Origin of the sequence: Sphingobium sp. YR768, from assembly GCF_900111125.1 — a bacterium.
In the GTDB taxonomy this organism is placed as follows: Bacteria; Pseudomonadota; Alphaproteobacteria; order Sphingomonadales; family Sphingomonadaceae; genus Sphingobium.
This window is the reverse complement of sequence record NZ_FOGE01000018.1, coordinates 45,651-58,445: the sequence shown is the minus strand read 5'-3', so window position 1 is coordinate 58,445 and position 12,795 is coordinate 45,651. Positions and strand designations below refer to the sequence as shown.

13 protein-coding genes are annotated in these 12,795 nt (G+C 63.8%); 6 read left to right on the top strand and 7 right to left on the bottom strand.

From position 1 onward, the window contains the following. Nucleotides 1–57 precede the first annotated feature (57 nt). The 3 genes from BMX92_RS18430 to BMX92_RS18420 form a co-directional block, all read right to left on the bottom strand. On the bottom strand, nt 58–1,866 hold the full coding sequence (locus BMX92_RS18430) for a DUF885 domain-containing protein (protein ID WP_093019194.1): 1,809 nt from the start codon (nt 1,864–1,866) through the stop codon (nt 58–60). A 109-nt stretch (nt 1,867–1,975) separates the two neighbouring features. After that, complete coding sequence (locus tag BMX92_RS18425; RefSeq protein WP_093019192.1) at nt 1,976–3,667, bottom strand: cation acetate symporter; 1,692 nt, start codon at nt 3,665–3,667, stop codon at nt 1,976–1,978. Beyond that, nucleotides 3,664–3,984, bottom strand: a complete 321-nt coding sequence (locus tag BMX92_RS18420) for a DUF485 domain-containing protein (protein ID WP_093019190.1) — start codon at nt 3,982–3,984, stop codon at nt 3,664–3,666. Before BMX92_RS18420 ends, BMX92_RS18425 begins: the two co-directional genes overlap by 4 nt. Before the next feature lie 183 nt (nt 3,985–4,167). Here BMX92_RS18420 and BMX92_RS18415 point away from each other — a divergent pair, with 183 nt between their 5' ends. The 3 genes from BMX92_RS18415 to BMX92_RS27435 all read left to right on the top strand — a co-directional run bounded on the left by BMX92_RS18415 (nt 4,168) and on the right by BMX92_RS27435 (nt 6,397). Then, on the top strand, nt 4,168–5,379 hold the full coding sequence (locus BMX92_RS18415; RefSeq protein WP_093019188.1) for a toxic anion resistance protein: 1,212 nt from the start codon (nt 4,168–4,170) through the stop codon (nt 5,377–5,379). A 130-nt stretch (nt 5,380–5,509) separates the two neighbouring features. After that, nucleotides 5,510–6,226 (top strand): hypothetical protein, encoded by a 717-nt coding sequence (locus tag BMX92_RS18410; RefSeq protein ID WP_093019186.1) that lies wholly within the window; start codon nt 5,510–5,512, stop codon nt 6,224–6,226. Between the two features lie 18 nt (nt 6,227–6,244). Then, nucleotides 6,245–6,397: a hypothetical protein gene (locus BMX92_RS27435; protein ID WP_177185130.1), complete on the top strand. Its 153-nt coding sequence runs from the start codon at nt 6,245–6,247 to the stop codon at nt 6,395–6,397. A 22-nt stretch (nt 6,398–6,419) separates the two neighbouring features. Here the strand turns inward: BMX92_RS27435 and BMX92_RS18405 are convergent, their stop codons facing one another. The 3 genes from BMX92_RS18405 to BMX92_RS18395 form a co-directional block, all read right to left on the bottom strand. Next, entirely contained in the window at nt 6,420–6,695 is a 276-nt protein-coding gene (locus BMX92_RS18405; protein WP_218145803.1) for a hypothetical protein, read from the bottom strand. 355 nt (nt 6,696–7,050) lie between these two features. Next, nucleotides 7,051–7,908, bottom strand: coding sequence for an SMP-30/gluconolactonase/LRE family protein (locus tag BMX92_RS18400; RefSeq protein WP_093019182.1), 858 nt, complete (start codon nt 7,906–7,908; stop codon nt 7,051–7,053). Further along, nucleotides 7,908–9,053 (bottom strand): aldose epimerase family protein, encoded by a 1,146-nt coding sequence (locus BMX92_RS18395; RefSeq protein WP_093019180.1) that lies wholly within the window; start codon nt 9,051–9,053, stop codon nt 7,908–7,910. The genes BMX92_RS18400 and BMX92_RS18395 overlap by 1 nt, the downstream gene beginning before the upstream one ends. A 125-nt stretch (nt 9,054–9,178) precedes the next feature. Here BMX92_RS18395 and BMX92_RS18390 point away from each other — a divergent pair, with 125 nt between their 5' ends. From BMX92_RS18390 to BMX92_RS27000, 3 genes are all read left to right on the top strand, one after another. Continuing rightward, nucleotides 9,179–10,486, top strand: coding sequence for a sugar MFS transporter (locus tag BMX92_RS18390; protein ID WP_093019178.1), 1,308 nt, complete (start codon nt 9,179–9,181; stop codon nt 10,484–10,486). A gap of 128 nt (nt 10,487–10,614) precedes the next feature. Further along, nucleotides 10,615–10,968, top strand: a complete 354-nt coding sequence (locus tag BMX92_RS18385; protein ID WP_093019176.1) for a gamma-glutamylcyclotransferase family protein — start codon at nt 10,615–10,617, stop codon at nt 10,966–10,968. A gap of 298 nt (nt 10,969–11,266) precedes the next feature. Next, nucleotides 11,267–11,701, top strand: coding sequence for a DUF6678 family protein (locus tag BMX92_RS27000; protein ID WP_143066823.1), 435 nt, complete (start codon nt 11,267–11,269; stop codon nt 11,699–11,701). Between the two features lie 222 nt (nt 11,702–11,923). Here the strand turns inward: BMX92_RS27000 and BMX92_RS18380 are convergent, their stop codons facing one another. After that, a complete protein-coding gene (locus tag BMX92_RS18380; protein WP_177185136.1) occupies nt 11,924–12,688 on the bottom strand; it encodes a FadR/GntR family transcriptional regulator in 765 nt (254 codons plus the stop codon). Between the last annotated feature and the right edge of the window lie 107 nt (nt 12,689–12,795).

The following is a 12,795-nucleotide window of genomic DNA, read 5'->3' as shown; positions in this document are numbered from 1 at the left end:
CGACCCGGCGGCGCACCGCCGGGTCGTTTTTTGTTGAACGCTGAGACGACGGAGGGTTCAGGCGATCCCCGCGCGCTGGCGCACCGCCTGCTTCAATATGTCGAGCGGCATCGCGCCCAGCGTCAGCACATCGTGAAACGCCTTGAGGTCGAACTTGGCGCCCTGCTTGGCCTTCACCTCGTCGCGCAATTGCGTCCAGACGGTGTGGCCGATCTTGTAGCTGCACGCCTGACCCGGCCAGACGGTGTAGCGGTCGATCTCGCCCTGGCTGCGGCCGCGCGCGATGCCGGTGGTGGCGATCAGATAATCGGTCGCCTTCTCGCGGCTCCACCGCTTGGCGTGCATGCCGCTGTCCACCACCAGACGGGTGGCGCGGAACAGCAGCGACTGGAGATAGCCGACCTGCCCCAGCGGATCGCCTTCATACATGCCCATTTCGTCGGCCAGTTGCTCCGAATAGAGCGCCCAGCCCTCCGAATAGCCGCTGTAGAAGCCGCGACGGCGGATCATCGGGATGGAGTCGGATTCCAGCGCCACCGATACCTGCAAATGATGCCCCGGCACCGCTTCATGATAGCTGAGCGTCGCCAGACCGAATTTCGGCCGGTCGAACGTGTCGCGCAGGTTGATGAAGTAGATGGCAGGCCGCGACCCGTCGAGCGAGGCATTCTGATAATAGCCGCCCGGCGCGCCCGCCTGAATCGTCACCGGCACGCGGCGAACCTCCACCGGCGCCTTGGGCACGGTGTTGAAGCTCTCGCCCAATCGCTTCTGCATGGCGATGATCTGGCTGTTGAGTTGCGCCAGCAGCGCCTCGCGGCCCGGATCGGTGTTCGGGTAAAGCTGGTCGGGCCGCTTGTTGAGTTCAACCAGACGGTCGCCCACGCTGCCCTGGCTCATCCCCTGCCCCTTCAGGATCGCGTCGATCCGGCCGGAGATGTCGGCCACCTGATCCAGACCCATCTGGTGGATTTCATCGCCGGTCAGCCGGGTCGTGGTCGCGGCCTCAGCGGCGGCCGCATAAAAGGCTTCGCCGTCGGGCAGGCGCCAGCAACCCGCGTCATGGCTGGCCTTGGCCCGCAGTTGCGCCACCAGTTCACGCTGGCGATCGACGGCGGGGAAAATCTTCTCGGCGACGATCTTTTCCGCTTGGCGCGCCCGTTCGGGCGGCAGGCCGGCGGCGGCCAGCTTCTTGACGAAGGAGGCGACCAGCACGGTCTGCGCGGCGGGCTGGTCGCGCAGCGCGGCCTGCATCTTCATCGTCGTGTCGAGAATATAGTCGGGCGCGAACACGCCCCTGGCCGCGTCCGCCTTCTGCCGGGCCAGTTCGCCATCCATCGCGGCAGGGAAGGCTTCGAGGCGCGACAGATAGGCGTCGGCGTCGGCCGCATCCTTCACCCGATGCTGCGAATCGAGGAAATCGGGCACTTCGCGATAGCTGCCGGTCAGCTGGCTGAGGATATAGGGGGCGTAACGGCCCGCCGTTTCGCCATAGCCGAACCGCTCTCCGCCCACGGCGCGGTCCATCTGATAGGCGACGACGTCATAGTCGAGCTGGCTGGCAGGGCTGAGTTTGGCGCGGTCGACGCCGGCCAGTTGCTTCACCTGCACCTTGGTCCGGGCCAGATCCTTGGCCGCACCAGCGGCGCTGGTGTCGGCAAGCTGGCCGCGCAGGGCAGCACGCTTGCCGGTGTCGAGGCCAAGCCGGGTTGCCTGTTCAGGCGATTCATCCAGCCGCTCGTAGAAGAAACCATCCAGCATGGCCCGCAGGCGCGCGTCCTGCGATCCCGGCTGCGCGAAGGCGCGCGGGGCGGATGCGGCCAGCGCCGTCGCGCCGCTGGTGGTGAGAAATTGGCGTCGGTTCACGAAATGCTCCCTATTCTGGCCCCACGCGGACGGCGTGCCGCCCGCGTGGGGGCGGCCTTAGTGCCGCGCATGCAGGGGCTTGGCTAGAGGCGAGCGCGCGGAAGGGACATCAATGATCGCTGGCCGCAAAAGCCCCGATGCCGGTTTCCGCCCGCACGCGCTGCGCCGGATAGCCCGCTCTGTCCACCGCCGCGCGGGGGGAACGATCCAGCCGCGAGATCAGCCAGATAGCGATGAAACCGGCGGGGACCGAGAAGATCGCCGCCGAACTATAGGGGAAAGGCGCGGTCCCAAGCCCGAAAGTGGTGGTCCACACCGCTGGCGACAGCAAAGTCAGGACGAAGGCCGTCAGCAGGCCGATCGTCCCGCCCCAGGCCGCGCCGCGCGTGGTGCAGCCGCTCCACAGCAGCGACAGGATCAGCACCGGGAAATTGCCCGACGCCGCCAGCGCGAAGGCCAGGCTGACCATGAAGGCGACATTCTGCTTTTCGAACACCAGCCCCAGCAGCACCGCCAGCGCGCCCAGCGCCAGTGTCGTCAGCCGCGACACGCGCAGTTCGTCCACCGAACTGGCCTGCCCCTGCTTGAACACCGTGGCATAAAGATCATGGCTGACCGCAGACGCGGCCGACAGCGTCAGCCCCGCCACGACCGCCAGGATCGTCGCGAAGGCCACGGCCGAAATGAACCCCAGAAAGGCATTGCCGCCAATCGCATGGGCGAGGTGAATCGCCGCCATATTGCCGCCGCCGCGCAAGGCGCCCTGCCCGTCCAGATAGCCGGCATCCGTCCCCACCAATATGATCGCGCCAAAGCCGATGATGAAGGTCAGGATATAGAAGTATCCGATCCAGCCGGTCGCCCAGAGGACGGACTTGCGCGCCTCCTTCGCGTCCGGGACGGTGAAGAAGCGCATCAATATATGCGGCAGGCCCGCCGTGCCGAGCATCAGCGCAAGGCCGAAGGAAATGGCCGACACCGGGTCTTTTATGAAGTTGCCCGGCGCCATGATGGAGCGGCCGCGTTCGGCCGCCTCGATCGCGCCCGCGCCATCGGCCAGCGCCGCCTGCGTCTTCACCTCCACCGCGCGGGCGAATAATGTCTCCAGCGAGAAGCCGAACTGCGCCAGCACCATCAGCGCCATGAAACTGGCCCCGCCCAGCAGCAGCACCGCCTTGATAATCTGCACCCAGGTCGTCGCGCGCATGCCGCCGAACAGGACGTAAAGCATCATCAGCCCGCCGACGATCACCACCGCAAAGGCATAGGGCAGGCCGAACAATAATTTGATGAGCTGCCCCGCTCCGACCATCTGCGCGATCAGGTAGAAGCTGACGACCAGCAGCGTGGACACCGCCGCAAAGCTGCGCACCGGCGGCTGGGCAAAGCGATAGGAGGCGACATCGGCAAAAGTGTAGCGGCCAAGGTTACGCAGCCGCTCCGCCATCAGGAACAGCAGGATCGGCCAACCCACCAGAAAGCCGGTGGAGTAGATCAGGCCATCATAGCCATCGTTAAAAATCTGCGCCGATATGCCGAGGAAGGAGGCGGCGGACATATAGTCACCTGCCATGGCGAGGCCGTTCTGGAACCCGCTGATGCCGCCGCCCGCGGTGTAGAAATCCGACGCGGTGCGGGTGCGCGCAGCCGCCGCCTTGGTGATCCACAGCGTCAGGCCCACGAACGCCACGAACATCGCGATCGCCACCCAGTTGATCGGCTGGCGCTGCGCCTCTCCCTCCAGCGCGGCGGCGAAGGCAGGCGCGGGCAACAAGGCGATCAGCCCGACCAGCGCCCTCATGCCGCATGATCCTTCAGAATCTGCGCCATCTGCGCGTCATGATGGCGATTGGCATGGACGACATAGAGGCCGGTCAGCGCAATCGCGAGCAGGATGAGGCCCAGGCCGATCGGAATGCCGATCGACGTCACTCCATCCCCAATCGGCGCGCCCAGCAACGCCTTGTCGAAGGCGATCAGCAGCAGATAGGCGACGAAGGCGAAGAAGATGATGGCGGACAGCCACCAGCCGAGCCGCGCCCGCCGCGCCACCAGCGCCTGATAGCGCGGATCGGCCGCCACCGCCGCGACATACTGATCTTCCGCGCTTCCGGCCATGCATCTCTCCTGTTGTCGCCCCATGCTAGCGCCGGACGGCAACAAGACAAGCGCACCCTTCCCGTTGCCTGAACAATTGCAATGCCATGGCGTCGCCCCTTATAACGGCAAGACAGACTTGCAGCCCGACTGTTCTATACGCATATGACAGTGGAGGGCCGACACTGGCTTCTGGGAGATGACATGGCTTCGACCGCGCCGACCGCTACCGCTGACACGCTGAACCTTACGCCGCCCGATCCGGTGCCCGTGGTCGCACCCGAAAAGGCGTCCGGCCTCGTGCCGATCGACACGGAAAAGCGCTCCAAGCTGGATGAGAAGGTCGACGCCTTCGTCGCCGATCTGGTCGCGCAGGACGCCAATTCGCCCGAATTCGGCGCGCGGGTCGACCAGTTGACCAATATGGGGCGCAAGGAAATCTCGGAGGCCGCCGGCCATTCCAACCGCTTCCTCGATCGCCCCGTCCGCGCGATGGACAGCGATACCAAGGTCGGCGCGGACCTCGCCGAACTGCGCCGCACGGTCGAAGACCTCGATCCGGGCAAGCGCGGCAATCTGCTGGCGCCCAAGAAGCTGTTCGGCATCATCCCCTTCGGCAACAAGATGCGCGACTATTTCGACGGCTATAAAAGCGCGCAGGGCCATATCAACTCGATCCTGGGGTCGCTGGCCAGCGGCAAGGACGTGCTGATCAAGGATAATGCCGCGATCGACGTGGAACGCCAGAATATGTGGCAAACCATGGGTCGTCTGGAACAGATGATCCATATCAGCAAGACGATGGACGCCCGGCTGGAGGACAAGGCGCTGGAACTGGATTCGTCCGATCCGGCCAAGGCGAAGGCGATCCGTGAAAGCGCGCTCTTCTACATCCGCCAGCGCACGCAGGATTTGCTGACGCAGATGGCGGTGACGGTGCAGGGCTATCTGGCGCTGGATCTGGTCAAGAAAAACAATGTCGAACTGGTCAAGGGCGTGGACCGCGCCAGCACGACGACCGTCGCCGCGCTGCGGACGGCGGTAACCGTGGCGCAGGCGCTGGCCGGACAAAGGCTGGTGCTGGAACAGATCAGCGCGCTCAACACCACGACGGCGAACATGATCGACCGCACCGGCGAATTGCTGAAAAGCCAGACCGCGCAGATTCACGAACAGGCCGCGTCCAGCACCATCCCGGTCGAAACGCTCCAGCGCGCCTTCCAGAATATCTATGATACGATGGACAGCATCGACACGTTCAAGCTGAAGGCGCTGGAGAATATGAAGACGACGGTGAACACGCTGTCGAACGAGGTGGAGAAGTCCAAGGGCTATATCGCCCGCGCCGAAGGACAGGCCCAGGCCGCCAAGGAAGTGCGCGCGGACAATCCCCTGCTGAGTGCGATCGAGGGGTGATCAGAATGTCACCATCCGTTCGCCCTGAGCGAAGTCGAAGGGTGTCGCCGAGCGTAGCGAGGTGCCTTCGTCTCCGCTCAGGCAGAGGCTTCGACTTCGCTCAGCCCGAACGGATTTGGGGATTGGAATCATGACCAGCGATGTTGATCGCTACATTCGCGACCGGATAGAGCCCACCCTCCGCCGCCACAGCGATCGCGGGCGCAGCCTGTCGACGCGCGCCCGGCAGCGCCGCAATGCGGGCCTCATCCGGAAGGTCAAATATGCCTTTTGGGCGGTGCTGGCGATCCTGCTGGGCAGCGCGGTGGCGGGCTTCATCCTGCCGCTGGGCACGACCGGCGTCATGATAGCGCTGGGCGTGATGATCGCCGCCCTGCTGCTGATCGCGCTGATCCCTACCGAAAGCGGGGTGAAGACCGAGGCGCTGGCCCAGACCGATATCGCCGCCCTGCCGCTGAAGACGGAAATCTGGCTGGAGAATCAACGCAAGGCGCTGCCCGCCCCCGCCATCACCCTGATCGACAGCATCGGCGTGCGGCTGGAAACGCTGGCCCCGCAACTGGAGCGGCTCACCGAACAGGAACCGGCCGCGCAGGAAATCCGCAAGCTGCTGTCGGATCATCTGCCCGAACTCGTCACCGGCTATCAGTCGATCCCCGAACCGCTCCGGCGCGAGGAGCGCAATGGCCGCGTGCCGGAAAAGCAACTGGTCGAAGGGCTGAACGTCATCGACGCCGAAATCGCCCGGATGACCGAGACTCTGGCCAGCGGCGACCTCGACAAGCTGGCGACGCAGAACCGTTTTCTGGAACTGAAATATCAGGAAGCCAAGGAACTGGGGCAGTAGCTCCGTCTTGTTCCTGCTATGATCCACCTCACCCTCATCATCGTCGATTTTCTGACGGGTCTGCTGGCGGCCGGCGCCTGGGCGCTGGCGTCGGCCGGGGGCGCCATCGCGGCGGTCGTGGGGGGCGGATTTCTGGGCTTTTCGCTGGTTCGGCGCTGGCGCCGAAAATAGGCGCCGGAAATAGCCCGGCCTTTTATCGCGCGGCCTTGCCACCCAGACGGCGACGATTGCTGCGCACCACCTTGCGATAATGGGCCACGGATGCGCCCAAAACGGTCGGCGCCGTGGTCCCCAGCGTGCCGGTCATCAGCTTCCATTGCAGGCTGGCCGCTGCCTCCACCTTTTCGCTGACCATGCGCTGCGCCTCCAGCATGGCGGCGGGATCGCCAGTCATCAATCGGGGCAAACGCATGCCGATCACGGAACAGGATTCGATGCCGAGGCTCCAGCAATCGAGGGCGAGGCTCATGGGATCGGTCTTGCGCATGTGCGGGCAAGTCTGACGCATCCCGGCCGTTCCCGCAACCATCTTGTGGGTCAGGCAGCGATGCCGATCATCGACAGGCGCGACAGAGCGTCGGCGAAGCCTATCGCGGTATTTTTCGGAGGGGTGCGGGAAAAAATGTCCCGGACGACCATGACGCGTGCAGTTCGCCAGTGGGCCGTCCGGGATCGCAACGTCGTCTTACTTGGAGAGGCATGACAACGTTGTCCCGGCGATCTAGAAGATTCGCGCGTCCAGTGCAACAGCATTTATGCGCCGGACAAAAGAAAGGGCGCGGTCACCCTGCGGAACCGCGCCCTTCGCATGATTCAGCGGCGAATCAGCCCGCGTAAAGATGCGTCGGCAGGCCGCGCACGCCGCTTTCCACCTCGAAAAAGCCGCCATCATAAGGCGTCGGATCGTCCAGCCCGATCGTCGCGCTGCTCACGAACATGCGGTCCAGATTTGGACCCGCAAAGCTGATGTTCGTCACCTGCCGCGCGGGCAGGGCAATGGCACGGTCCAGTCTGCCTTCGGGCGTGAAGCGGCTGATGCGGCTGCCCCCCCAATGGGCGACCCAGATATGGCCTTCCGCATCCACGGTCATGCCGTCGGGATAGCCATCCTCCTCGCCAAACTGGATGAACGGCTCGCGCTCGGTCGCGCCCGTTTCGGTACGGCGGAAGCGGTACATCTGCTTCTTGGCGGTATCGCTATGATAGAGCCACTGGCCGTCCGGCGAGAAACAGGGACCATTGGGCACGCGATAGTCGCTGTCCACCACGGTCCAGCTCCGATCCGGCGCGAGGCGATAGAGCGCACCGCGATCATGCTCTTCGCTCATGTCCATCGTGCCGCACCAGATATGGCCCTGCGCATCCGCCTTGCCGTCATTCATCCGGTTGCCGGGAAAATGCGGTTCCGGATTGCCGAACGGGGTGATGGTCAGTGGATCGAGGCTGATGTCGGCAAAGCCGCTCTGGAAGCCGCCGATGAAACCGCCGGCCGTGCGTTCCGCCACCCAACCGAGCGGCTCCGGCATGGCGAAACGCTCGATCGCGCCGCTTTCCAGAGACAGCCGGTTGAGCGCCGGGGCCAGGATATCGACCCAATAGACGGCGTTGCCGCGCGCCGACCAGAGCGTCCCCTCCCCCAGCGTGTCCGCGACATCGCGCTCGATCAGCCGCCACTCAGGCATCAGCGGGCCACCGACAGGCGATAGATCATCTCATGATGATATGCTTTGCCGGGATCGACGCGGGCCGACAGGAAGCTCGGCTGATTGGGCGAATCCGGGAATTTCTGCGGCTCCAGCGCGATGCCGTCGCCCATGCGGTACACATGGCTCTGCTTGCCGATAAAGGTGCCGTCCAGGAAATTGCCGGTATAGAATTGCACGCCCGGTTCGGTCGTCAGCACTTCCAGCACGCGGCCCGACACCGGATCTTCCAGCCGGGCGGCCAGTTCCGGCGTCTTGGTCTGCCCCTTGTCGAGCGCGAAATTATGGTCATAGCCGCGCCCGGCGATGATCTGCGGATCGCGCCCATCGCGCAGCCCGTCGGCGACACGGCGCGCGCTACGGAAATCGAACACGCCGCCCTCGACCGGCTTGAGTTCGCCGGTAGGGATCAGATTGGCGTCGACCGGCGTATAGGCCTTGGCCGGGATCGTCAGCAGATGGCCCATCGCGCCATCGGGCGATCCTTCACCGCCCAGATCGAAGATCGCATGGTTGGTCATGTTGACGATGGTCGGCTTGTCGGTCTTCGCGTCGAAGGCGATGCCCAGGTTACCGCTTTCATCCAGCGTATAGGTGACGGTGACGTCCAGCTTGCCCGGATAGCCCGACTCGCCGTCCGGGCTGGTCAGGCCCAGCACGACGCTGGCCTTGGGGCCGCTCTTCAGGGACACGACCTTCCACACCTGCTTGTCGAAGCCCTTGCCGCCGCCATGCAGCGAATTGACCTTGTCGTTCAGGGGAAGCTGGTAGCTCTTCCCGTCGAGGCTGAACTTGCCGCCCGCGATGCGGTTAGCATAGCGGCCCACGGTCACGCCAAAGAAATTGGGATGCTCGACATAGTCCTTGAGGTCGTCATAGCCCAGCAGCACGTCGGCGCTCTTGCCGTCCTTGCCGGGGCCGACCAGCGACTGGAGCGTCGCGCCATAGGTCAGAATCTTGGCCGACACGCCTGCGCCGTTGCTGAGCGTGATGGTTTCGATCGCCGCGCCATTGGCGGTGCCGGCGGGCGCACGGCTGGCGTCGGCCGCCAAGGCGGCGCCGCTTGCCATGGACAGGAGCATGGCGCATGACAGCGCTGTTTTAAAATCGACGACCTTTCGCATGGACTTCCTCCCGTAAAACGCGCGCCCATTGACGGGCGGTTACGGGGGATATACTCCGACAAATTCTGCGGGCGCAACCCTTGTTCGGGACGTCCGCCGCTGGAACTGCACTTGGAGAAGGATGAATGGCAGGACCGATCTCGTCTGGCGCTGCGCCTGTCGCACCGCATAACCCCGGCACACGCTACGGCCCTGCCCTCGCGCTACTTGCCAGCCTCTTCTTCATGTGGGGCTTCATCACCGTCATCAACAATACGCTGCTGCCCCACCTGCGCAGCGTGTTCGAGTTGAGCTATACCCAGACGACCCTGATCGAATCGGTCTGGTTCATCGCCTATTTCTTCGCATCGATACCGTCGGCCAAGCTGATCGAACGAGTCGGTTATCAGAAGTCGATGGTGATCGGCCTGCTGATCATGGCCGCCGGCGCGCTGGGCATGACGGTCGCGGCATCGATTCCCTCCTATGGCGTGACCCTTGTCATGCTGTTCGTGATCGCCAGCGGCATCACCCTGCTCCAGGTTGCGGCAAACCCCTATGTCGCGATCGTCGGCAAGCCCGAAACCGCGTCTTCGCGCCTTAATCTCGTTCAGGCGATGAACTCGGCCGGCACCATGCTGGCGCCGCTGTTCGGTGCCTATCTGATTCTGGGCCGGTCGAAGGGCGGCACTGCACAGGGCGAAGTCGTCCTGACGCAGGCCGAACGTCTGGCGGATGCCCAGTCGGTGGTGCTGCCCTATGTGATCGTCGCCGTCATTCTGGCGGTGCTGGCAATCATCATTGCCCGCTTCCCTCTACCTGCCATGGGCAACGCGACCCAGCGCCACAACAAGGAAGAGCGCAAGAAATATTCGCTCTGGAATCACCGCAATCTGGTGTTCGGCATCCCGGCGATCTTCATCTATCTGATCGCGGAAATCGGCGTCGCCAACCTGTTCGTCAACTTCACCAGCCAGCCCGACATTGCCAACCTGACGCATGAGCAGGCCGGCAACTATCTCTCGCTGCTGTGGGGCGGCATGATGGTCGGTCGCTTTGCCGGTTCAGCGATCATGCAGAAGTTCGATGCGGGCCATGTCCTCGCCGCCTTCTCGATCGGCGCCTTCATCGTGATGATGGTCACCGTCTTCACCACCGGCCCGGTCGCCATGTGGTCGCTGATCCTGGTCGGCCTGTTCCACTCGATCATGTTCCCGACCATCTTCACCCTCGGCATCAAGGGCCTCGGCCCGCTGACCGAGGAAGGTTCGGGCCTGCTGATCATGGCGATCGCCGGTGGCGCGCTGGTGGTGGTGCAGGGCTATCTGGCGGACCATTATGGTCTTCAGACCAGCTTCCTGCTGACCGCCGCCTGCGAACTTTACGTCCTCTTCTATGCCCTATGGGGATCGAAGACCACCCACGCCCTGCCGGATCAGAAGATCGCGGCATAAGGGGCGGGCGAAAGCCCCTCACAACAAAAAAGGGCCGGAGCGGACATGCCGCTCCGGCCCTTTTTGCTTTGCGGCCCCCCCGGCATCGGCCTATCGCGCCGACACCCCACGCGCATAAGGACGCCGCCATGGCCGACATCCTGCTCTTTTCCTATGGCACGCTGCGCCAGCGCGAAGTGCAGATCGCCCTGTTCGGCCGCCCGGTGGAGGGCATAGCGGATGCGATCCCCGGCTTTCGCCAGCGCATGATCGAAATCACCGATCCCGATGTCATCGCCAGGAGCGGCACGCGCTGGCACCCGATGGTGGAGCCGAGCGACGATCCCGCCGACGCGGTCGAAGGCTTGCTCTTCCGCCTGACGCCACAGGATATCGCCAGCGCGGATGCCTATGAGGTCGACTATGTCCGGCGCGAAGTGACGTTGCGCTCCGGCCTGACCGCCTTTGTCTACGGCGACAGGGATGCGCCATCGCCCGCATAGAGCCCCGATGGCGGATATGGGTGGAAAGAGAATGCGCACGCCCCCCCTTTCCAAACCGTCATCCCCGCGCAGGCGGGGATCCATCTCTCGGCTTTTCCCTTGGTTGACAGCTTAGGAGATGGGGTTCCCGCGTTGGCCTGCGGCCGCCCTTCGGGTCGCGGGAATGACGGACAAGGGTGGATTTCAGTCGGTCAGGTTTTGGAGAGGTGATCGGCGATAGCTGACGTTGCGTAATCAAACATCATTCGGCAACGATCGACCGGTTGCGAACGTTCGCAGGTTAGCGCAAGACCAATATATGAGCATTCACACCCGTCAGGATTTAGACCGGCTAAGCCGGTTTACTCGCGAGCGGTTCAGCCATGCGCTTATGTCGGATACAAAATGGCGCAAGCTATTCGCAGCGGTTAACGATTCAGGCTGGCAAGCGAGTTTGGTAGAGGTCAAGTTCGTCGACTCTGATGACGCGGAAATAAGATACATGAGATGGCCCGGATTAAATGATTTCTGGGGTCCGCCAGAGTGGGTCGACACGGCAGCGTTTGGACCAATCGAACTTCGATCTATTGAGTGGTTGGTGATACCTACAGCTGTAGTGACGCATGGCCAAGACGGACTTGCACAGCCGGGAACTTTGCAAAATTTCACAGCAATCGAGGCAGCGTTGAACCGAGTGGGAGAGTTTCCGCTAGAGCAGACGCAGAACGGTTTGAAAATCACTGGCTATTGCTGAAGGTCGACTGCCCCCCCTACGGGGCATTCGACCTGCGACTTGCCATCCGAATGAGCGGCCGGTTCAGAGATGCACATCATCGCGACCGAATGACCAAAAATGGTCGTTTAGCGCCGGAGGCACATAACATATTCACGCGGAGACGCGGAGCAGATGCGCGCGACCCTCCGCGCCTCCGCGTGAACAAAATGCGCTACGCCAGCCAGGAACCGTTTCGCCCCGTCAGTTCCCCATCGCGCTGGCCGTATCCTCCAGCGCCAGATCGACCAGCACGCCCATCGCTTCGGCCGCCGCGACCGGATCGCCCGCCGCGATCGCGTCATAGACGCGGACATGGTCGGGGATCGGATTGCGCGGCAGGGCACGGGCGCGCTGCTTATATTGCGTCGTCCAGTTGACCGCCGCGCCGATGCTGGCGGTCAGCACCAGCAGCGCGTCGTTGCGGGTCGCGTTCAGGATCGCATTGTGGAAATCGCGGTCCGCCGCCCGCCCCGCCTCGGTCGCCAGCGTATGGCGGCGCATCGCGGCCAGCGCGTCCTTCATGATCTTGAGGTCGTCCTTGTCGCGCCGCTGCGCCGCCAGCCGCGCGGCCGCCGGCTCCACGATGGCGCGCAACTCGAACAGGTCGCGCACGAACTGCACGTCCGGCTCCCCGGCAAAGGCCCAGGCCAGCACTTCGGGGTCGAGCAGATTCCAGCGATTGCGCGGCAACACGCGCGTCCCCGCCTTGGGCCGGCTTTCCACCAGCCCCTTGGCCGTCAACACCTGGATCGCCTCGCGATAGGCGCTGCGGGAGACTTCCAGCTCCTCGGCAAAGGCCACCTCGCCCGACAGCGTGTCGCCCGGCTGATATTGCCCCGACAAGATCGCCATGCCCAGCTTGTGCGCGATCGCGCCGTGCAGCCGCCGGCCCGGACCCCGAACTGCCTTGGCGCTGCCCTCCTTGTCCGTCTCACCATCCTGCAAAGACGGATTTTCCTTTCCCATCATCGCTCCTCTCGCCTCACCCCAATAAGGCATATGTGTCGCTACAATAGAAGCATTGCCATTACCACCATCCTGTAATATGTCGGAGTAATTAGAAGATTCACCGT

What these genes read in the sequence shown, in the direction of transcription:
- BMX92_RS18390 (WP_093019178.1), top strand. Translation starts at nt 9,179, where the DNA reads ATGGCAGGACCGATCTCGTCTGGCGCTGCGCCTGTCGCACCGCATAAC.
- BMX92_RS18425 (WP_093019192.1), bottom strand. Translation starts at nt 3,667, where the DNA reads ATGAGGGCGCTGGTCGGGCTGATCGCCTTGTTGCCCGCGCCTGCCTTC.
- BMX92_RS18420 (WP_093019190.1), bottom strand. Translation starts at nt 3,984, where the DNA reads ATGGCCGGAAGCGCGGAAGATCAGTATGTCGCGGCGGTGGCGGCCGAT.
- BMX92_RS18380 (WP_177185136.1), bottom strand. Translation starts at nt 12,688, where the DNA reads ATGGGAAAGGAAAATCCGTCTTTGCAGGATGGTGAGACGGACAAGGAG.
- BMX92_RS18415 (WP_093019188.1), top strand. Translation starts at nt 4,168, where the DNA reads ATGGCTTCGACCGCGCCGACCGCTACCGCTGACACGCTGAACCTTACG.
- BMX92_RS18395 (WP_093019180.1), bottom strand. Translation starts at nt 9,053, where the DNA reads ATGCGAAAGGTCGTCGATTTTAAAACAGCGCTGTCATGCGCCATGCTC.
- BMX92_RS27435 (WP_177185130.1), top strand. Translation starts at nt 6,245, where the DNA reads ATGATCCACCTCACCCTCATCATCGTCGATTTTCTGACGGGTCTGCTG.
- BMX92_RS18385 (WP_093019176.1), top strand. Translation starts at nt 10,615, where the DNA reads ATGGCCGACATCCTGCTCTTTTCCTATGGCACGCTGCGCCAGCGCGAA.
- BMX92_RS27000 (WP_143066823.1), top strand. Translation starts at nt 11,267, where the DNA reads ATGAGCATTCACACCCGTCAGGATTTAGACCGGCTAAGCCGGTTTACT.
- BMX92_RS18405 (WP_218145803.1), bottom strand. Translation starts at nt 6,695, where the DNA reads ATGAGCCTCGCCCTCGATTGCTGGAGCCTCGGCATCGAATCCTGTTCC.
- BMX92_RS18400 (WP_093019182.1), bottom strand. Translation starts at nt 7,908, where the DNA reads ATGCCTGAGTGGCGGCTGATCGAGCGCGATGTCGCGGACACGCTGGGG.
- BMX92_RS18410 (WP_093019186.1), top strand. Translation starts at nt 5,510, where the DNA reads ATGACCAGCGATGTTGATCGCTACATTCGCGACCGGATAGAGCCCACC.